We start from the raw sequence: 18,939 nt of genomic DNA, 5'->3' as shown, positions 1-18,939 counted from the left end.
TGTATCTCGGGCGGCTGAGCGTGTTTTTCTAAGCCAGTCAGCCATGAGTAATGCACTGAAACGATTACGTGAGATGCTTGAGGACCCCATCCTGGTGCGTGGTGCCAAAGGGATGCAACCGACGCCACCTTCGATTTGGTTCGGTTTTTCCGTTTGTCTTCTTCGGTCAGGGGGTGCGTTGCGATAAGCTCGGGCAACCGAACCTGCACGAAAAGTCGCGCAGGCGCTTCAACTCCACGTTGAACGTTCGCTCTCGTCAGTCGGCATAGTTCGCTTAGGATCAAAAGCGGCAGTTCAATCTCGGATGGTTTCGGGCAGTACGTGTGTCTGTACGTTCCAACTGCTGGGCCAGGGGCGGCGCATCACCTGCTCCAGCACGACGTCAGGCGACCTCGCCAGCCGTTCAACAACCTCTGGAGCCAACAGCGTCAGCCGCATGATGCGTCGCACCTGTGTAACATCCAATCCCTCGGCCTTTGCGATTTCAGCTATCGATTCTACCCATTGCCCGTCCAGTAATCGCTGCCAGTGATGGGCTAGCCCGAGCGCACGCATCAGTGCGGTGTCCTGTAATGACTCGCGGGCCTGCCGTTCCTGGCGCGCATCTGCAGTGAATTCCTGAGGCGCATCCAGCGGAGTGATGACCTGCCTGTTGACTCCACGTTTAACCAATGTCCAGGGAATGAAGGTTTCCATCTGCACGCCGCCTGCAGGAATCGGCATTGAGTAAGCTACCGGATTGCCAGTCAGATTTTCTGGATTTTTATTCGCCATCGGTTATCAATCCTCCCGATCAAAGTTGACAAGAATATCCCGCTGTTCCTGCCAGTCCACCGGCAGCGCATTGCGCTGAAACCACATCAGGTTCAGCTTCCTGGGTTGTTTCCCCGCCATGAACTGCTCAGTGATATCCGGGGCCAGCAGCGTCAGGCGCAATAACTCGTTGACGACCGAATGATGCAGATTCTCCGCCCGTGCAATTTCTGATCCGCTTTGCATTACTCCGGAATCGAGCAGCTTCTGCCAGTAAAACGCCCGCCCTAGACCCTCCAGCAAGGTCGTATCATGAACAGCAGCATGGGGCGTGGCGAAGTGCTGCATCCCGCGTTTTCTGAATTCGAGCGGTACGAAAGTTTCCAGAGAATTACCAGTAGGGTGGTTCATGAGCACTCAACCTCCAGCAATTCCGCGCCGATGCCATGCGGGGCAAATTCACCGATCAGCTGCTTCCAGCCCAATTCCCGCCACTTCACCTGGAGCCCCCCTGATACCAGATCAATGCGTTCGATCATCAGATGGGCGATGCGGTGCCGCTCGACCGGAAACAGCTGATCCCAGATATCATGGAGCCGCCCCATCGCCATCACCGTAGTGGCCTCGTCAAGCTGCGCACCGTTCTGCTGGATGTGGTGCACCACGGCTGCAATGGACTCCGGACTGGTCAGCACCGTGCGCATCTGTGCCACCACCGCACCCTCGATTTCCGGAGCGGGCAGTCTCTCGCAGCTTTTGCCCGGCGCACCGAAACGGCTTTCCGAGCGGGAAACATAATAATGATACTTGCGCCCGTTCTTGCGCGAATAGGTTGGATACTTCCGCTCGCCGGATGGCGCATACAGCAAACCCCGCAACAAGGCATCGGTACGTGACCGGATTCGGGTCTCCACCGACCGGGCCTGGCCGTCTTTAGCCAGGATGGCGTGAACCTTGTCCCAAAGCTCCCGGTCGATGATTGGCGGGTGCACTCCGGGATACCAGCTTCCCTTGTGCGACAATTCCCCGAGGTAAATGCGGTTGCGTAGCAGCTTGTGCAGATATTTCTTGTCGATGCGTTTTCCTTCCCGCACCTGTCCATCCTGCGTGGTCCATGCCTTGGTGGTGATGCCTTCCGTGGCCAGGTTCGCAGCGATCCGGGTCGGCGAACCGAGGGTGAGCATTTCGTTAAAAATGCGCCGCACCACCATTGCCTCGGCCTCATTGATTACCAGCATCCGGTTCTCGACATCATAGCCCAGGGGCGGCACGCCTCCCATCCACAGGCCCTTGCGCTTGCTGGCCGCAATCTTGTCGCGAATGCGCTCTCCCGTGACTTCCCGCTCGAACTGTGCGAAGGACAATAATACATTCAGCATCAGCCGCCCCATGCTGGTCGTGGTATTGAACTGCTGCGTCACCGATACAAACGATACCCCACAGCGTTCGAACACCTCGATCATTCTGGAAAAGTCAGCCAGACTTCGCGTCAGGCGGTCGATCTTGTACACCACAACAATCTCGATTTTGCCCTGCTCGACATCCTGCAGCAGACGCTTCAATCCCGGCCGTTCCGTATTCCCCCCGGAAAACCCCGGATCGTCATAATCGTCGGCCACCGGAATCCAGCCTTCCGCCCGCTGGCTGGTGACATACGCATGACCGGCTTCTTTCTGCGCATCGATGGAATTAAATTCCTGATCCAGTCGTTCGTCCGAAGACACCCGGCAATACACTGCACAGCGCTTGCGAGGCTTTGCCGACGCGCTGGAAGGACAAGAGGGAAGGGAAGTACTCATGATTTTCCCCCTTTTCCGGTCAACCCGAAGAACAGCGGCCCCGACCAGTGTGCACCGGTGATCTGCCGTGCCACCGCAGTCAGGCTTTTAAAGGTGAGTCCTTCATATTCGAACCGGCCTTCTGCAGTCACGGTTACCTTGTGCTCCTGCTCCCCCCACTCGCGCAGCAGTATCGTGCCTGGTGCAAAATGGAAGTCGCGTGGCCGGACACGTAGCGGGATTTTAGAATGCTTCGCCCCGATCGCTTCCAGCCGCTGCCGGGTACTGGGGGACAATCCCCCGTAAGCCTGTTCCTGCAGCTTGTAGGCAATCCGCGACTCAAGGAAGGCGCGGTTGGGATGACTGGGGCGGCGGGTAAAATACCGGTCCCACAGTTTCCAGAGATCCTGGATCGGCAAGCCGGGCAGGGCGGCTACCTGGGCCGCCACGGAGGTTCTGATATCATTCATGTTGATTTCTCCTGTAGATAAGGAGTTGCATGAACGCTTCGATCCGGCAGAAGATCAAGTCGAACCGCGCTCGGGTCTGGAGATTTCGGACACTGGGTGCGGAGGAGGGCGGTGGCCAGAATGGTGGTGATTTCCGCAGCGCGGGCGCTGGGGGAAAGTGTTTATGAGCCGTGGCCATTCCCTTAAAGCCGAAGCTACGATAAAACGTATCTGGCTGAGGCTTGCGCAGCATGACTAAAAACTGGAAAATCTCACCCAAGAACATGGTTGGCAGTGAACGCTTCGTTCCATTTTAATTATGCTTGGCTCTCTTCTGTATACCTGTGCTAAGTTCCTGAAATTCTGACGCGAATTACAATTCACAATACTCTGATACTTCTATGGTTGTTGAGTCATTACCTCATTTTACCCCTCCAGCGCGGAAACGCTGGGAGTCCATTTCTGCCCATGTCCGCCACCGTCTTCTAACCAATGTCTGGTGTACGCACTGCCGTTGCGAAACAACGATCGTCAATTTCAGCGGAGCCATCAAAGGCGGAAACTTGCTGCTTATGGGTGAGTGTGTTGAATGTCACGGTGATGTGGCGCGGGTAATTGAGGGAAAATAATCTACCCCATGTTGGCGCCGGTTGAAAACTGACCAGGTGTGTGGTTCATCTTTGCAATTTCGACTGGCGAGTCAAATAGAGATGAATGCTATCGCATCCCACTCACCTGGCCCGTATTATTCAAAATTGCGCTTTATTCCAGAATTCGCTTTATTTATGATCTCCCTATGTAGACATGACAGTGGATTTTTTGTAAGACTAGGCATTGGCCTGAAATCTGTTACAAGAGATTCAGATGAACGCAGCTAGTTTCATTTTGAAACAGAATGTCTGAGAAAATCATAAATTGTCTCGTCGCCGCAATGTGCCACATTGAACCGATACCATGGTGAATATTCATGATGCGGGCGAAACATGTTTCCGGGTGCGAGCATGATTCCCTCTTTTGCAGCAAGACTGGTTAATTCCGCGGTGTTATCCTGGTCATCCCGCTTTGCCCAGATAAACATCCCGCCTTCCGGTTCACAATAGACCGTAAAACCAAGAGCTTCAAGACGGGTTATTGTAGTCTGTCGAGCTGCCAGTAATTTTGCACGCAGTTTGTCCAGATGTTTTCGATAATGCCCATCAGTCAACAACTGATAAATCAGTTGTTCGCTTACTTCCGATGTAGTCAGCCCGGTCAGCAGCTTCACATCACAAAGGCTTTCAGCAGTTTCTCGATTACATGCAAAATATCCCACGCGCAAACTCGCCGAAACTGATTTGGAAAAACTGCTTACATAAATTACCCGCTTTAACTGGTCGAGGGTGGCAAGACGAGTCGCCGTGCCGGAATGAAAATCTCCGTAAATATCATCTTCCACCAGAATCATGTCGTACTTTTCAGCCAGCTGCAGCATGCGATGGGCGACCGGCAGGCTGATGCTGACTCCGGTTGGGTTGTGCAATACCGTATTAGTAAAAAAAATTCTAGGGTGATATTCCTGGATCAGGGCTTCCATCGCATCCGTGTCTGGGCCGTCCTGATTCCATGGAACTCCGACGATTCTGGCGCCAAACGATTTCAGGCCTCCGAACAGAATGAAATAACCCGGATCATCCACCAGAACTGCATCTCCGGGCCGCACAAAATAGCGTGTCACCAGATCCATCGCATGAGTTACTCCTGAAGTCAGCACAATCTGCGAGGTATCTGCCACCACCCCGATCCCCGACAGTTTTCTCTGCAGAAGATTCCGCAATGGCAAATACCCGGCAGGTGTGCCGTATGCCGTAAGAAACTCTCCATCCTTCAAAGACAGCATGCGCAGACTTTTTTTGATACCCGTCTCGACCATCCAGGAAGCAGGAAGCCACCATGCGCCCGGCATTGTCTTGCTGGACCGGTCTTTCAGGGCATTCCGCAGCAGCCAGACCACGTCGATCGCACTGTCCAGCCTGTAGGATGAATCCGGTAAATCACGCGGTACTGGACGAGGCGAAACATAAAATCCGGAACCCTGCCGCGAATGCAGATACCCCATCGCTACCAGCTTGTCATAAGCCTGTACCACTGTAAAACGACTGACCCCATGGCTTTGTGCAAAACTCCGGATCGAGGGCATGCGTGCACCCGGGCGTATCGCCCGGTCATCAATCAGCTTCTTTACAGCGGTGACGATCTGCTGGATCAGTGGAAGGGAATCATGCGAATCAAGACTTAACATTGGCATGGTCATTAAACCAGTACAGGATGGTTAAAAATAATAATAATTGTACCTGTATTGTCCGGTTATTGTGCTGTAAGGTACAGTCCATAGAGAGGGTGTTCTGAAAACTTATCATAAAGAACAGATGCTTGGGAAATACTATGATCATGCTGTAGTCTGTTCAAAAAGGGAGAAAACCATGAATTCACAATTTGTGAAAGGGTCATTTGCCGTTCTGGCCGGAATGGCGTTGATCTATCTGGGCGACATGGCACTGGGCGTCAACATCGAAATCTACCGTGGAATTGCCACCTTTACTTTTCCTTGGGTGATCGATGTGTTTCTCGTGCCGTTTATTGCAGGCGTCGTGGTTTCCCTGATTTATGGCCGGCACGGAAAATGGCTGGCCTGCCTGCCACCGCTGTTCGTGCGCACCATCAGCTTTGCCCAGCTGACCTTCTTTGATGATTCCTATGAGTACGTGGATCTATTTTTCAGAATTCCTCTTGCCTACTGGGGCCTGTGCCTCATCCTCGTGGTGGAATCGGCCAACTTTGGCGGCATTATTGGAGAAATCATGAAAGGAGTGTACAGGCTCCCCGGCAGAAAACGGAAAGAAAGCCCAATGAATGTCACCCCGGAATAAAATTCTTTCCGGGGTACGCCAGTCAGGACAGGCTATATATCTTCCAGCTTGGTTATAGATCGTTTGAAAGGAAAACCTGCCATGCTCAAGTCGTTTCGCGTTTATTACCTGATATGTTCGGTGATTGCCATCAATCTCAGCGCATTTACCGGGGTACTCTATATGGGAATATTCCAGCCATCGACCCTGACCCAGGTGATCTCCTGGATATTGACAATTGGCGCATGGATCATGGTATACATTTTTCGTGACCGCTAAACGTACCTGGAAGTCAGAGCATCCAGACCGGAAATTCTGGCAGGGTAAATCACTGGCATTCCGTGCATTGCGGCTTGCAGGGTTGCAAATTCAATAACGGTCATCCACTGTCAGTGATCGGCCGTTGTGTTCAGGACCGAGACCAAGCAACCAGGGAACTGCCGTGTTCGCCCATTCCATGGCTTCCGGGAAATGCTGCACCTGCGAGCTGAAAGATATCACCGGCCAAATTTGCGAAGCGATACTATGTAACACTGTTCATTGTCTATCGCCACCAAACAAGCGTTTCTACAGGGCACGGATTTCCTGCATATCCAGACTTGGCAGCTGGGTGATTTGCGTAACTTTGGATGGTGGTGTGACAAATTGGATCGATTTCTGATTCATGCAATCTCCTATGAGTAGAGGTGTTTGGAGACTGCATGAACGCTTCCTTCGGTCGGAATGGCAAGTACAAACTGGCTCTCTGTATCTGGCTAGTTCGAATTGGTGAGTTAGAGAAGATGCAGGTGCTTTATTCCGTGCGTCAACAGTTTGGTTGCACACGTAAACTCAGTACCTGTTCCCGGTTGCAGGTGCTGCACACTACCCTACTTCAGTCAAGAAATCTTCGTGCCGCCACTGCGTATGTAGTCTCGGCATAACGCACGTAATCTTCGTTGATCATGCCACCATGCACAATGGTGAAATCGGTGCGCCATTCATCCCACCACAGATGCGCCCATAAATGCATTGAGTACATTCCTGAGAAATCTTCGTCTAGCCCCTCAAACAATGTATGTACACCGATTGGGTCCGGGCCGTGACGATGGAAACAGCGCTTGGGCAGCACGCGCACTGTATCCGGCATAAGCTGCCGCACACGCGTCGCCTCCTGACAGGAATGACGACTCCATGTGCCATCGAATACCATATACATGTTCTCCAGCCAGCGATTTAAATACGCGGATTTCGGCCGCGCCATCATCAATGCGTTGCATAAAGAACGCTTCATTGGGTCGCGTTCTTCTATTTCGTCCTGTTCCGCACCGATGACAAACTGTTCGCAGTAAAGCTCATTTGGTATCGGTTGGAGAAAAAGCGTGTCCATGTCGGCATATACTCCTCCCCAAGTTTGCAGCACATTCATGCGAATGAAGTCTGATTCATGTGCATAGTCAAGGTTGCGTTGGCGGATGATGCGTCCCTCAGGCGTGTTGGCATATCGGACGCTATCACGAACGAATGGCTCCGGATCTACATGATGCAGCATCAGATAAGGCCGGATGCGATCCCACCAATAGCCCCAGGGCTCGTTGAGGTAATGAAAGTGGATTGCCTCCGGTCGATTGACTTGCAGACATGATTTCAGGCACAGATAGTGTAGTAGGTGAAACGGTTCATCCTGCGGTCTCAGCCCGAACACGAAATGGAAGATGCGCGGTATATCAGTCATTCAGGCTCGACAATAAGTGATCAGTCACTATTTTCATCGACAGCCGCTGGCGTAAATCTCCTGCGGCCTGTGTAGCGTGAGTCATGGCGGCTGGCAAATCACAGTGCAGACTGCGCATCAATTCAGCAGCATGCACCAGATCGGCTTGCGCCCATTGCTGGGTGGCAAGGAAGCTTGCCTGCTGTGGCCATGGTGTCAACTGTATCAAACGGTATTTTACAAGCCATGGCCAGTCATTGCCAAGGTAGTCGAGTTGACCGCCCCATCCGGTCATGAGTACCGGGCGACCATGCGCCAATGCCTCACAGCCGCCCATGCCCCAGCCTTCACCGTGTGTCAGCGAAACAAACACGTCCCCCGCGCGGTGCAGATGCTCGATCTTTTCTCCTGAAAGGTTGTCCCCGATTACGCGGATCGGCGGCAGGCAGGTCTTACGTCCGCGTGTGGAGCGTTGATGCCATTTCGCAAGCAGATCGGCGACTGGCTCGACAGTAAAGGACGGGGGTGCCCCGATGCCTTGTGGCGAGGTCTTAATCAACAGCAGGACATCATCTGTGTCAGTGAAGGCACTTGCAAAGGCACTCAAGAGATCATATACGGCCTTGCGCGGTTCCCAGGTGTTAATTGAATAAAACACCGTGGTATGCGGACCAATGCCTAATTCCGTGCGAATTTGCTGGCGTCGCTTGTCCAACATCAGCGGGGAGATTTCGCGCTGCATATGCGGTACCGTGCGCACGGGTACCACAACACCACAATGCTCGCATACTTCGCGGTTCATGTTGCTGGGCACCAGTACGCGCTCAGCCAGGTTGAGCAGCGAGGGCCAGTGTGGCGGTAAACGATTGGTTTCCCAAGCAGTAAAACCGATATTGCGTCGCCCGGGTTCGAAATACAACGGCCAGTATTCTGGTGGCAAATGCACTAGTACTGTATCGTAGTTGCAAGATCTGCAACAGTGCTTAACAAGCTGCTGCAGATCAGTATGCATCGGATCATTCGACAATGTCGGAAAAAAATCGAGTGCATCCATGCCAAGATCGGTGTGCCATGGCATATAGCCGTCTGGCCCGGAACACAGCGGCACCCATTCTATTGGGATCTGCTGCGCCACCAAGCCACGCAGATAATTCAGCGCCGATAGCGCGTACCCCGATGTGCCCGACCAGGAAACCAGTTTTATGCCGCGCATCAGATTTCCAACCCCATGTGAATCCGCGTCCAGCATCCGAAGTCCTGCGAGGCAAAATAGCGGCTGGCAGTCGCGCGAGCTTCTTCGGAAATAGATTGCACGAGTGTAGCATCCTGCTGCAGTCGCGCAATCTGCTCACAGATTGCAGCTTCATCTTCTGCAGCTACTAAAAAACCATTGTGACCGTTGATGATCAGTTCGGCACCAGGCAGCCCATCCGCGCAGATCAGCGGACAACCCGCTGCCAGCGCGCTGGCAACGAAGCCAAGCGCTGCTGCACCACTTGCCAGAGGCGCACGTTGAAGCACCAGGCAGTCGATGCTTGCAAGAAAGTCTTCCTGCGACCCATCGAAGCCATGCAACCGCAGTTCCGACGGCAGCGCTGAGGGTGGAAAGTATCGCAACAGAGGTGTGCCACCATGTACACTTACTGACAGATTGCTGGCCAGCAGACGGCGGATCAGTACTGCATCGAGCGGATGCAGGCCATCGACCTCGCAACTGCCGCGAAGTCCTACCCGAAACAGAATCCCGGGCGATGGGCGCGAGATTTCGAATGCAGCTAGCGGTAGCGTCGGCCGTATAACCAGCCCAGGTAGGCCGACCTGTCGCGCAGTGGTATCGTCAGGATAGATGATGCCAATTCTACCAGACACTGAATGAGCGATTTCGAACAGCATGGCTGGACAATCCCGGGTGGCTCGTATTAATACCTGCGCGTGTATTTTTGAATCCAAAATTGGCGGTAGAACTTCGGGTATCCCGTCGATCACCATTACATCGTCTTGTTTTGGCCACGACCCAAGCGTAATTCCTGGCAGTATTTCAGTGTCACTCCGAATGAAATGTAACTCACCCTGCCAACCATGAAAATCGTCTTTAGAGAGAGGGAGAATCTTATTGCATAGCATTACCCAGATCTTCTGCGCGGATTTCAATGTGAGCCTCACTTCATCTGATGTCAAAAGACGTTTCGAGGCACGTAGGGCGTTGCGCAGCCTTTGCCCTTCAATGATGCGGCGGCGCCGGTAATTCAATTGGCGATGGAAATTCGTGATAACCGGGTCACTCGTGGCGGCCAGAGCAATATCGGCATAGCGTGCAGCTTTGTCTAGTTCGCCCTGATCATAAGCCAACAGTGCCAATGCATGATTTATCATTGGCTGGCCTGGAAGTATCGTATTGGCTGTTTCTAAATATTCGCCAGCTGCTAATAACTCCCCACGTCGATAGAGCTCAATGCCGGTCAAATGCAACTGGTCGCATTCTGCCAGCAATGCCTGATTTGTAGCAGCAGGTTTTGGTGGTGCACTGTTGTGATGTCCACAACAATATTTGTAACGTATGCCGCTGCCACAGGAACAGGGATCGTTGCGACCAATGCGTACACCTCCTACCTTGTTTCCAGTAAATGTCTGGTTGCTGATTAGCAAACGTCGCAAACGGGTAATTTCGGCAACCACTATGGGTATTTGATTTGAAAGAAAGGGGCGTGCTTCTTCCAGGCATGACAGTGCATCTTCTATTGAACCCTGTGCTTCCCAAAGTTTTGCCAGTGACAGTACAAATTCCGGACAGCTGCGATTATGCGAAACAGCCGACTCATATAGCCGGCGCGCACTAAAAACATGACCTTCTGCAAGATAAGTGCTCCCAAGATGGAATTCGATGTTTGGTTCCTCGGGGTAACGCTTTAGCAGCGCTCGCATCGCTGGACGCAGTTCCGCTCGCTCCCCATCGTGAAAGCGTGCAAGCAGGTCATGCACAAGCTTAGTGTATTCACGCCATAGCGTGGAACTACAAGGTTGCCAGCGTTGGCGCACACGTTTTGAGTAGTGTCCGGCACGTGCTGAATCGGCGTTCAAGCCGATGCTGCAACCGGATGTTCCTGCCTCAATGAAATACTGTTGCGTAGGAATTTCAACACGCTCTATGTGTACATGTGGTAAGAGCTGGAACCAGAAATCCCAGTCTTCGAAGATTTCCTGACTTTCATCGAAACGGCAACCAAGTTCAATTACACGGCGGTGAAACAGCACTGAAATTGACGGTATCAGATTGAAGAACTGAAACATCAGCGGGTTGAAGGGATTGCACTGTTTTTGGGTAAGGCGATGATAGCGGTCAACCAGCCACAGGCCGGCATATACCAAGTCCGGGTGATCCGGCTCAAGTATGCGGCGAATCAACAGCGCAATGTGTTCTGGATCAAACAGATCGTCGTCATCCAGGAAGCCGAGGTATTCTCCAGTAGCCGCTTCGAGTCCAAGGTTTGCGGCTGCCGGGCGCTTCAGTGGGCGTCCTGCGCACACCAGTCGAAAGCGTACATCTGAGGCAATTTTTACCGGCAATGGCGGATGATGTCCGCCGGTAGCGTCCACCACCACTACTTCGAATTTGCGATAAGATTGAACAGCCAATGAGCCCAGGGCATCAACAAGACAGTTGCGACCCATGCTACGCACGATGATGGAGACTCGCGGTTCGCTGCATGACGGTGTACGTCCGGGACGCTGCCTTGCTGGGTCGATGAATCGATCTGGAAGTGATGCTGGCTGCGGACGCCGATAGGGAGAAAGGTTTTCTCTTTGTTTCAATGCAACGGCGTATTCCAGGATCGGCAACCGGCGACCAAGCAGTTGCAAGTATTCTTCATAAAAATGACGACTAGAAAATTCACTGGCGGCGTTGTAGATGGCAAGAAAATGCTGGTAGTGAAAAGTGTTCGCGCCGTGAATGGTATAACAATAAAGTTCTGGGGCATCCATCAGTACTACGCGCTTATTTGCAATGATATGCTCACTGACAAAGCTGTCTTCGCCTCGCCTCTTGTCAGGATAGGCTGGTACTGCTGAACGCTGCGCTAACATGCTTCCTTCCCATATTCGCTCGCCAGACACTGCGATGCGACACTCAGCTGGCCACCACAGGGTCCAACGCCGTAAAAAACATGCTTGCGCCCCGCTTATCTGTAGAGCTTCCACCTGCCAGGAGATGCGGCGCGCATCGTACAGATCATCGTCGTCCCATTGACATATCAGGTCACCACGCGATTCGGCCAGTGCGCGGTTGCGCAGGTTACCCAAACTATCTAGGTTTGTTGGCAACAAAATGTGCCGGATCAGCGGATCGTCCATAACTATCAGATGATCCGTTAGTTCAGATGCGGGATTATCATCGATGATTACTAATTCGCGCCGTTGGTAAGTTTGTCTGCGAAAACACTCAATCGCGTGACGCGCCGGCAATAATTGGCCGCGACTAACCATCAGGCAGGAAACTAGCGGCCCTTCCGGTGCAATAGATGATGGCAACAGCACAACGTCTTGCGGATTGCATTCTGGCTCAACCAATTTCAATATAAGACTGTCGCTAGGCACTGGCCATTGAGATGTATGATTAATGATCGGTGAAAGTTCAAATGATGCGTTCATTAATGTTTCTTAATTAAATACCCACTGTCTAATCTTTATTTGGATTGGGGAACAGCTGATAATTTATAGTATGGTGGGGTTATTGAAAGCAACTCCATGATAGGAAGGTTTTACCAGACTGTTATCGTTGAGTACTGAGCGAATTTATATCGCAGGTTTCTATACAAGAATAGCATTGAATAACTAAGCTCACCAGAATATCAATATTCTTACGAGGGTAGGATCAGGCTTTGCAAACTGCCACTTAGACGCCTTACAGCGGCAACTGATTCTCGTGAAAAACCATACGCCTGATGCAGCCGACGCATTTTAACGTAGCTCTCTACGCGCGCGTCATGGAAAGCTTCGATAGATTGCGTCAGATGCGTCAGACCAGAACCAAAAGGTGCGGATCCCATGAATACAATCATACCGAAATGGACCCCAGAGCAGGTGAGAGCAAGGTTTGTGGAAGCAGCGGAAACCGCCCGACTTTTGCCTCCTGACCGTTCGCCTGGATATGCCAGTGCATGGCCTGCCTTGCAGCGCATGGCTGAAGCTATGGGAAAACAATCAGGAGAAGACAGGAAGCTGGGTATTCCTCCTTCTCCTGCTGCTGTTGAACGAATGCTGGAAGCCACCCGGCGGATGCAGTGGCTGGACCCGGAAGTCCGGCATCTTGTCTGGATGCGTGCAGATCGCTGGGACTGGCAAGAAATTTACCGTCGTGTTGGTTGTGACCGTACTACGGCCTGGAGGCGATGGAAGAGAGCATTGCAGGTAATTGCAGATGAGTTAAATCTTCCTTGTACTCTGCCTTCTAAATCATAGAGCCAAGCAGGGTAACGCTTGGCGTGATTGTCCATTTTTTGGCGAGTTTGTCCGCTTTGGCAGGAAAAGCGTGTGTAGAAAATCAGGATTTCTTTAATATGATTTGTGTCATGGTAGAAGAACGCACAATTTCCTGTAAAGCCGCATTAGAATCATTAGGTAATGCCAACCACTATGAAATAGGTACCGAGAATTTCAATTAACCTTGCCTCGCTGCGATTTACCCTGAAATCTGTAATTTCTCTGAAATTTCTTGCATAATATTGGCGAATTAATTTTTTTGAAGATGCTGTTGAAAGATACCCAATGAAATATTTTCTGATCAGCCTGTATTCCCTTATCATCTTTTATGGCAATGCTGCATACGCGCAAACCCTCAATCCGGATAAAAGTGACGGTTTACTTTCCAGCCCCCCGAGCATCAAGGAGATTTGTGCTTTACCCACCCCGGCTATCATTGAAATCCATACCAAAGACAAGGTTCCAGTTCAAAGCAAGGAAGTATATATAGATGCACAAATAACTATCCGTGGTGAAACCTTGTCAGACAACAGTGACGCAAGCAAAAATACATTTGCTACCCGAATCCGGGGACGTGGCAACTCAACCTGGAGCATGGAGAAAAAACCATATCGTCTGAATCTTGATGAAGCTCGTCCTATGCTGGGGTTGCCTGCAGCCAGGAATTGGGCTTTGCTTGCAAACTATGCAGATAAGACTATGCTGAGAAACGCCATTGCACTTTGCCTTGGACGAGTAATGGGAATGGAATGGACACCGGGTTTCAGATTTGCAGAGCTTTATCTCAATGATGAGTATCAGGGGCTTTATCAGCTGACTGACCACATAGAAACTGGAGAACACCGGGTAAACATCGGCGCCAGGAAAGAGTCCTCTGTTCCAGGCGATATAGGGTTTTTAATGGAGATCGACACTCGTTTGGATGAGACACAATGGTTTCTTGGCAATATTTTCGGCACTCCATACACTATTAAAGGCAACCTGAGCCCTGAAGAAGCAGTTGAAGCAGCTGCATTTATAAACCGCATGGAATTAGGATTTATCAAGAAGAAAAATGCTTATTCCTCGGATATCCAGAATCATCCAAATTTTATAAACTACAAAGACTATATTGAACTGGAATCTTTTGTAAATTTTTACCTAATTAACGAATTTATGAAAAATGTAGATGCATTTCGTGTCGCGAGCACCTTCGTATACAGACCATGGGAAGAGAAACTACGGTTTGGGCCGCTATGGGACTTTGATATTGCTGCCGGGAATGCAGATTATTATGACATGGAAGACCCGCATGGGTGGTGGACCAGGGAAATCAGCGTATATGTGCAACATGCCCTATCGGATCCAGAATTCAATGACAGGATCAAGGATAGATGGAATGTCTTGTATGCCAGAATTCCCGAACTTTTCGATTTCATAGATTCGGCAGCTACCGGTTTGGATGAGGCACAGAAAAGAAATTTTGAAAAATGGCCGATTCTGGATCGTTTTGTCTGGCCAAATCCAGAAATTCACTATACATATGACAAAGAAGTTGCACACCTGAAAAATTGGCTGCAAAAACGGGCTCTTTGGATCCATTCCGAGTTGTCCTTCAATACGACTCAATAATGTCTATGCACCTCTATACCAAGGTAAATTCTGGTTTATACTTGACCAGTTTGTGATGGAGCGTTGTCGTGGAAATCGGTGAATAGATATCTGCAACTCTGGATGATAGATATAGAGTGTAGGATCTTGAGTCTAGCCTATTTCATGAAGACAAGAGCCAAATTATAGAGAAATACCATTGCGGATTTATTTTGTCAAAAATCGATTCCAGGCCAGTAGCCGCTGGAACAAAGCATTTCAGGACGTTGCAGATCAGTTAAATCTTCCTTGTACACTGCCTTCCAAATTATAGAGCCAAGGAGGGTAATGCTTGGCGTGATTGTCCAGTCTTTGCGCGGTTTGTCCATTATGGCAGGAAATGCACTTGCAACAAAACTGCATTTTTATGATATGATTTATACCATAATGGAAGTTATATCGACCTCCTGTAACGTGATTTATTGTTTGTCCTGTGGGCAGGTTTTTACTCCAGGTTCTTATCCGACCTGACCATGATAGACCAGGGTTCAGAGGGGGAGGGCGGGTCAAATCTCTGGGGCTTTTGGGCTTGATGACCAAGCGGGTTCCCACGCAGAGTTTTTTTCCACTATAAAAAAGAGCAGGAATGGAAAAAATATCCCTGTACCTCTAATTCCTGCAGAACTACCCACTCGCCTTGTGGGTGGTTTTGTTTCTACTCCAGGAAACCGCAAGCTCCCACCGGAACCGGTGGCTAGGAATGATCGTGGGGGCGTGTCAATTATCCCGATCGCGGAAATGATGATTGGCCAGATCATATGCTACAAGTCAGGACAGATTACTTGCTCGCTATACGATTTTTAAATAAATTTGCAAAAATCAAGAAACCATGCGAATATTGATACCAATTTGCTAGTCTTAGAACTACGCCTACAGAAACCCAGACCTAAAACTCTGGGTTTTTGCGTATCTACGGTAAGAAATTTCAGTCATTAAAACCACCCATCCAATCGCACAACACTACCCGTCTGACCGGAGCAATCCCGGTTGATCGGAACGGCTGCTCATCAAGTCGTTTTGGCAAGAGCAGTCACAAGCGGGGTTAGACCCGCTCTCAAAATAGATTTCTACAACAGAAAAACCAGTCAACGGCAAGCAATCAAAAATTCAGAACATCTTTATCTTTCATCCTGGAAAGGAGAACTATGAACGAAGGACTGTTTCAATCCGTAAACGCTGCATTGCAGTTTGCATACAACTATCAAGGCAGCCCTGTTTTGTCCGTCATGAACCGCATGGGGCAAGTGTCGGGCGCAGCACTCGGTAAAGGCTTGGCCGGTGTGGATGGTGCGGCACAAGCCGGGATGATCAAGCGGCATGTTGCAAGCATGGGAAAATTTCCGGAAGCACTGATCATTGCTGAATTTGCGCCACGAACGTATCCATGCTCCTGTCGTTCTTTATGCTGTTTAGGGTATACAAGAAATCAGCAATGGTCGGACGCGGTGAACAACATCGCGGATATCGTGCGTATCGAAGCTCTAGGCGAGCATAAGACAACGCATCCGATCCGGCGTGCGTGCGTTGAGAAGTTTTTCGGTTGTTCAGTGACACAGACCAGGATGGCGGAAACTCTGGATATCCACGAGAGCACATTGAGCCGCATGATTGGCAAGGTGAGACGGTATCTAACGCAGCAGCAGGATCAGGTCATGATGGGATTGGAAGATGTGCTTAATTGTGTTGTCAGTAAAATTTATTAAGATAAGTTATAAACTGTTTATCTATTAATAAATTGTTTTTCCCGGGATAGGGAAAGGATCTTTGGACCCACCCCCAACGGGTCCTCCCAAGCAATTGATTATAGAGGGTATTTCGCACCGCGAGGTTCCCCTAGGGTAAAGTTGCCGTGCATAGGCAACTATTGCCGCAACTCGGCAACTTTCCGGGAAGTTTGGAAATTTTTAACTAGCCCGCAGCAGATATCGGATCCTGCTGTAATTGCACAGCAAACCAACCCAGAAGTTTCCGCATTCACCATGCAAGTACCATCCAAAAGCAAAATGAACGTATCCAAAAGCGAATTTGCCCGACTGCTGGGCGTACACAAAGGCACCGTTACCAAATGGGCGGATGCCGGGAGGATTGAAGTGATCAATGGCCGCATCGATGTTCAGGAAGCCAAAAGACGTCTGGCCGCAACAGAAAACCCCCACCCGCAGGCCCAGGCACAGATCGACCGTCATGCGACGGATAAAGCGATGCGCATGCAGGCGGGTTCCCCTGTTTATTCCACTCCCGCCCTGGAAAAAATCGGAACCGCCCTCAAGCTGGAAACCTACCGGCTGCAAAAGGCCAAAGCTGAAATTGCCAACCTCGAACTGGACCGTGCAGCAGGACTTTTAGTGGAAAGGGCAGAGGTGGAATACGTACTCGCAGAATTTGCCAGTACGTTTCGTCACCTGCTGGAAAGCCTGGCTGACCGTCTGGCTCCTACGATCGCCGTACACCGTGGCGATGTGGCTGCCATTCATGCTGAAATCGACATGGTTTCTGTAGCCTTGCTCAATGAAATGTCCGAAGCGATGAAGCGTAAGATGGATGGCTGTACCGCAAGTTGATTCCTGCAGGGAATTCCGGTTCCTGCTACCGGATCCGGATTGGAATGCTAGATCCAGGAAAATAGATGGCAATTGCATGATGCTGATCAACATTCATTTATAAATTGCTTGTCTTTGGTTGGTGGAAGAGCGTAGATGTGTCCATCACACAACTCAATCGGAGGAAATCATGACGCACCCTAAACCTCACCACCCCGACGCAGCTCTGGATGCTTTTGTCGGCAACCTCACCGAGATCAGCGCGATTCTGGCGCGTCTGCAAAGCGCGATTGATGACCACCTGGGGATTGCCCCAGAGAGCGTCAACTGGGGCCACGTAGGCGATACCGCACAGATCGCAAGCCAGCTTCGCGAGATCCGCGACCGCCTGTTCTACGAAGGGGAATATGCCGAAGCAGCAGCAGCGAAGGAGTCCAAATAATGGACAACCAACTTACCCCAGCGCAACACATTATCCTGGCTTATGCAGTCAATCACACAGATGGGAAAATTGGCTGGTTCCCGCAAAACATTAATGGCGGTGCACGCAAGAAAGTGCTGGACAGCCTGTTTCAGCGCGCCCTGATTACCCCTTCTGGTGGCGATTGGTTTGTTGCAGCGGAAGGATATGACGCAATGGGGATGCCACGACCTGGCAATAAAGAACAGTTAAAACCAGATACGATTGCAGAAATCGATCAGCCAGAAGCGGCAGCACCGGAACAAGCCCAGTCAAAAACAAGCAAACGCCAAAACAGCAAGCAGGCCCAAGTGATCTCGATGCTCAGGATGCCGGAAGGAGTGACTATTCCACAGATTTGCGCTGCCACTGGCTGGCAACAACACAGCGTTCGTGGAATGTTCTCCGGGGTGTTCAAAAAGAAACTCGGCCTTACCATTGTATCTGTTAAGACAGACGCAGGCGACCGGGCCTACCGGATTGGATGAGGAGGGAAAAATGAGCAATCGGTTCAAAAAAATCATTATCGACGACGTGATTTCAACCAATTTTGCCCCCGGCCTGCAGGACGACCTGCTCGACCTATTCGAATCTGCCCTGAAGTCTATCGTGTGCACACTGGCCCGTGAAGCAGTATTCGATACCAGCGATTTTGCAACGGCGGCAAGGCGGGGATGTACGGGATACACCCTGCGCATCATCCGGGTGACTTTTGAATCCGGAGTATCCTGGCATGGGGTATTTACAAAAGAGTCCCAGCGCATGGAGGTAATTGCGCATCTGGAATAAATGACCCGGCTAATTGGGTAACCTCCACGATCCCGTATCCCTCAACCTGTATTACCAAAGGATGACCGGCACTGCCAGCTGCGCGATTCACTCATTTCATGGAATGTGCCACCATTCTGCACTTGTCCGCAGGATTCATGACAATCCGGTAACATCGAGCTTACAGCAAAATTACTCCAGCAGCAGGGACATGGCCGGGATTTTGTCAAACGATTGATATCATCTAAAATAATCTTGATTTCCTACCCAGAACACAGAACGGTACCCATTGCCCCATTCCATTTTTCTGTGTACGGAAAGGATCATTCCGGGCTCATGGTATACGCTCGGCATTTTTGGCCATTTCAGCGGAGAGCCTCATGAGCAGGATGGAACGCATCTACCAGATAGACCAGGCCCTGGCTGGCCGCAAATTCGTTCCGCGTATCGAACTGCAAGAACGGCTCAGCGTATCCTGGGCGACGCTCAAGCGTGACCTGAGCTAC

The 18,939-nt window shown here is 50.7% G+C and carries 21 protein-coding genes; 12 read left to right on the top strand and 9 right to left on the bottom strand.

The window, feature by feature from the left end; all coding sequences use genetic code 11:
- Positions 1-187 (top strand): helix-turn-helix domain-containing protein (locus tag KJA68_RS00100; RefSeq protein ID WP_213034890.1); only part of this gene is annotated, 187 nt, incomplete at its 5' end.
- A 107-nt stretch (positions 188-294) separates the two neighbouring features.
- Here the strand turns inward: KJA68_RS00100 and KJA68_RS00095 are convergent.
- Genes KJA68_RS00095 through KJA68_RS00080 form a run of 4 tightly spaced genes read right to left on the bottom strand, consistent with a single transcriptional unit; the run spans position 295 to position 3,001 of the window.
- On the bottom strand, positions 295-774 hold the full coding sequence (locus KJA68_RS00095) for a LacI family transcriptional regulator (protein ID WP_213034889.1): 480 nt from the start codon (positions 772-774) through the stop codon (positions 295-297).
- 6 nt (positions 775-780) lie between these two features.
- Positions 781-1,164: a site-specific recombinase resolvase gene (locus tag KJA68_RS00090; RefSeq protein WP_213034888.1), complete on the bottom strand. Its 384-nt coding sequence runs from the start codon at positions 1,162-1,164 to the stop codon at positions 781-783.
- Entirely contained in the window at positions 1,161-2,552 is a 1,392-nt protein-coding gene (locus KJA68_RS00085) for a recombinase family protein (RefSeq protein ID WP_213034887.1), read from the bottom strand. The genes KJA68_RS00090 and KJA68_RS00085 overlap by 4 nt, the downstream gene beginning before the upstream one ends.
- Entirely contained in the window at positions 2,549-3,001 is a 453-nt protein-coding gene (locus KJA68_RS00080) for a DUF2924 domain-containing protein (protein ID WP_213034886.1), read from the bottom strand. The genes KJA68_RS00085 and KJA68_RS00080 overlap by 4 nt, the downstream gene beginning before the upstream one ends.
- Between KJA68_RS00080 and KJA68_RS10955 the strand changes: the two genes are divergently transcribed.
- Together KJA68_RS10955 and KJA68_RS00075 are read left to right on the top strand one after the other, a co-directional pair.
- Entirely contained in the window at positions 3,000-3,131 is a 132-nt protein-coding gene (locus tag KJA68_RS10955; protein WP_281412117.1) for a hypothetical protein, read from the top strand. The two genes, KJA68_RS00080 and KJA68_RS10955, sit on opposite strands and share 2 nt — an antisense overlap.
- A 250-nt stretch (positions 3,132-3,381) precedes the next feature.
- Positions 3,382-3,609, top strand: coding sequence for a hypothetical protein (locus KJA68_RS00075; RefSeq protein WP_213034885.1), 228 nt, complete (start codon positions 3,382-3,384; stop codon positions 3,607-3,609).
- 251 nt (positions 3,610-3,860) lie between these two features.
- Here KJA68_RS00075 and KJA68_RS00070 read toward each other — a convergent pair whose 3' ends face one another.
- Positions 3,861-5,258 carry an aminotransferase-like domain-containing protein gene (locus tag KJA68_RS00070; protein ID WP_246486998.1) on the bottom strand — a complete coding sequence of 466 codons (1,398 nt, stop codon included), beginning with the start codon at positions 5,256-5,258 and terminating at the stop codon, positions 3,861-3,863.
- A 181-nt stretch (positions 5,259-5,439) separates the two neighbouring features.
- Between KJA68_RS00070 and KJA68_RS00065 the strand changes: the two genes are divergently transcribed.
- Both KJA68_RS00065 and KJA68_RS00060 read left to right on the top strand, forming a co-directional pair.
- Positions 5,440-5,886: a hypothetical protein gene (locus KJA68_RS00065; protein ID WP_213034883.1), complete on the top strand. Its 447-nt coding sequence runs from the start codon at positions 5,440-5,442 to the stop codon at positions 5,884-5,886.
- Positions 5,887-5,949: 63 nt separating this feature from the next.
- Positions 5,950-6,144, top strand: coding sequence for a hypothetical protein (locus KJA68_RS00060; protein WP_213034882.1), 195 nt, complete (start codon positions 5,950-5,952; stop codon positions 6,142-6,144).
- Positions 6,145-6,739: 595 nt separating this feature from the next.
- Here KJA68_RS00060 and KJA68_RS00055 read toward each other — a convergent pair.
- The 4 genes from KJA68_RS00055 to KJA68_RS00040 form a co-directional block, all read right to left on the bottom strand.
- Positions 6,740-7,579: a glycosyltransferase gene (locus KJA68_RS00055; protein WP_213034881.1), complete on the bottom strand. Its 840-nt coding sequence runs from the start codon at positions 7,577-7,579 to the stop codon at positions 6,740-6,742.
- Positions 7,572-8,771, bottom strand: coding sequence for a glycosyltransferase family 4 protein (locus KJA68_RS00050; RefSeq protein ID WP_213034880.1), 1,200 nt, complete (start codon positions 8,769-8,771; stop codon positions 7,572-7,574). Before KJA68_RS00050 ends, KJA68_RS00055 begins: the two co-directional genes overlap by 8 nt.
- Positions 8,771-12,205 (bottom strand): glycosyltransferase, encoded by a 3,435-nt coding sequence (locus KJA68_RS00045; protein ID WP_213034879.1) that lies wholly within the window; start codon positions 12,203-12,205, stop codon positions 8,771-8,773. Before KJA68_RS00045 ends, KJA68_RS00050 begins: the two co-directional genes overlap by 1 nt.
- 209 nt (positions 12,206-12,414) lie before the next feature.
- Entirely contained in the window at positions 12,415-12,603 is a 189-nt protein-coding gene (locus tag KJA68_RS00040; protein ID WP_213034878.1) for a hypothetical protein, read from the bottom strand.
- Here KJA68_RS00040 and KJA68_RS00035 point away from each other — a divergent pair.
- From KJA68_RS00035 to KJA68_RS00005, 7 genes are all read left to right on the top strand, one after another.
- Positions 12,602-13,015 (top strand): DUF6362 family protein, encoded by a 414-nt coding sequence (locus KJA68_RS00035; protein ID WP_213034877.1) that lies wholly within the window; start codon positions 12,602-12,604, stop codon positions 13,013-13,015. The two genes, KJA68_RS00040 and KJA68_RS00035, sit on opposite strands and share 2 nt — an antisense overlap.
- Positions 13,016-13,321: 306 nt before the next feature.
- Positions 13,322-14,647, top strand: a complete 1,326-nt coding sequence (locus KJA68_RS00030; protein WP_213034876.1) for a CotH kinase family protein — start codon at positions 13,322-13,324, stop codon at positions 14,645-14,647.
- A 1,163-nt stretch (positions 14,648-15,810) separates the two neighbouring features.
- The gene (locus KJA68_RS00025) at positions 15,811-16,368 is read left to right on the top strand and encodes a hypothetical protein (protein WP_213034875.1); all 558 of its coding nucleotides are present in this window, start codon (positions 15,811-15,813) and stop codon (positions 16,366-16,368) included.
- 300 nt (positions 16,369-16,668) lie between these two features.
- Entirely contained in the window at positions 16,669-17,226 is a 558-nt protein-coding gene (locus KJA68_RS00020; RefSeq protein WP_213034874.1) for a hypothetical protein, read from the top strand.
- Between the two features lie 169 nt (positions 17,227-17,395).
- Positions 17,396-17,647 carry a hypothetical protein gene (locus KJA68_RS00015; RefSeq protein ID WP_213034873.1) on the top strand — a complete coding sequence of 84 codons (252 nt, stop codon included), beginning with the start codon at positions 17,396-17,398 and terminating at the stop codon, positions 17,645-17,647.
- Positions 17,647-18,153, top strand: a complete 507-nt coding sequence (locus KJA68_RS00010) for a DUF3489 domain-containing protein (RefSeq protein WP_246486997.1) — start codon at positions 17,647-17,649, stop codon at positions 18,151-18,153. Before KJA68_RS00015 ends, KJA68_RS00010 begins: the two co-directional genes overlap by 1 nt.
- A 10-nt stretch (positions 18,154-18,163) precedes the next feature.
- Complete coding sequence (locus tag KJA68_RS00005) at positions 18,164-18,454, top strand: hypothetical protein (RefSeq protein ID WP_213034872.1); 291 nt, start codon at positions 18,164-18,166, stop codon at positions 18,452-18,454.
- The last annotated feature ends 485 nt before the right edge of the window (positions 18,455-18,939 follow it).

Origin of the sequence: Candidatus Nitrotoga fabula, from assembly GCF_905221025.1 — a bacterium.
GTDB classification, from domain to species: Bacteria; Pseudomonadota; Gammaproteobacteria; order Burkholderiales; family Gallionellaceae; genus Nitrotoga; species Nitrotoga fabula.
This window is presented reverse-complemented; position numbering and strand designations above follow the sequence as displayed.

Coding starts and splice junctions, on each gene's coding strand:
- KJA68_RS00095 (WP_213034889.1), bottom strand. CDS start 774: ATGGCGAATAAAAATCCAGAAAATCTGACTGGCAATCCGGTAGCTTAC.
- KJA68_RS00090 (WP_213034888.1), bottom strand. CDS start 1,164: ATGAACCACCCTACTGGTAATTCTCTGGAAACTTTCGTACCGCTCGAA.
- KJA68_RS00085 (WP_213034887.1), bottom strand. CDS start 2,552: ATGAGTACTTCCCTTCCCTCTTGTCCTTCCAGCGCGTCGGCAAAGCCT.
- KJA68_RS10955 (WP_281412117.1), top strand. CDS start 3,000: ATGTTGATTTCTCCTGTAGATAAGGAGTTGCATGAACGCTTCGATCCG.
- KJA68_RS00080 (WP_213034886.1), bottom strand. CDS start 3,001: ATGAATGATATCAGAACCTCCGTGGCGGCCCAGGTAGCCGCCCTGCCC.
- KJA68_RS00075 (WP_213034885.1), top strand. CDS start 3,382: ATGGTTGTTGAGTCATTACCTCATTTTACCCCTCCAGCGCGGAAACGC.
- KJA68_RS00070 (WP_246486998.1), bottom strand. CDS start 5,258: ATGTTAAGTCTTGATTCGCATGATTCCCTTCCACTGATCCAGCAGATC.
- KJA68_RS00065 (WP_213034883.1), top strand. CDS start 5,440: ATGAATTCACAATTTGTGAAAGGGTCATTTGCCGTTCTGGCCGGAATG.
- KJA68_RS00055 (WP_213034881.1), bottom strand. CDS start 7,579: ATGACTGATATACCGCGCATCTTCCATTTCGTGTTCGGGCTGAGACCG.
- KJA68_RS00050 (WP_213034880.1), bottom strand. CDS start 8,771: ATGCGCGGCATAAAACTGGTTTCCTGGTCGGGCACATCGGGGTACGCG.
- KJA68_RS00045 (WP_213034879.1), bottom strand. CDS start 12,205: ATGAACGCATCATTTGAACTTTCACCGATCATTAATCATACATCTCAA.
- KJA68_RS00035 (WP_213034877.1), top strand. CDS start 12,602: ATGAATACAATCATACCGAAATGGACCCCAGAGCAGGTGAGAGCAAGG.
- KJA68_RS00040 (WP_213034878.1), bottom strand. CDS start 12,603: ATGGGATCCGCACCTTTTGGTTCTGGTCTGACGCATCTGACGCAATCT.
- KJA68_RS00030 (WP_213034876.1), top strand. CDS start 13,322: ATGAAATATTTTCTGATCAGCCTGTATTCCCTTATCATCTTTTATGGC.
- KJA68_RS00025 (WP_213034875.1), top strand. CDS start 15,811: ATGAACGAAGGACTGTTTCAATCCGTAAACGCTGCATTGCAGTTTGCA.
- KJA68_RS00020 (WP_213034874.1), top strand. CDS start 16,669: ATGAACGTATCCAAAAGCGAATTTGCCCGACTGCTGGGCGTACACAAA.
- KJA68_RS00015 (WP_213034873.1), top strand. CDS start 17,396: ATGACGCACCCTAAACCTCACCACCCCGACGCAGCTCTGGATGCTTTT.
- KJA68_RS00010 (WP_246486997.1), top strand. CDS start 17,647: ATGGACAACCAACTTACCCCAGCGCAACACATTATCCTGGCTTATGCA.
- KJA68_RS00005 (WP_213034872.1), top strand. CDS start 18,164: ATGAGCAATCGGTTCAAAAAAATCATTATCGACGACGTGATTTCAACC.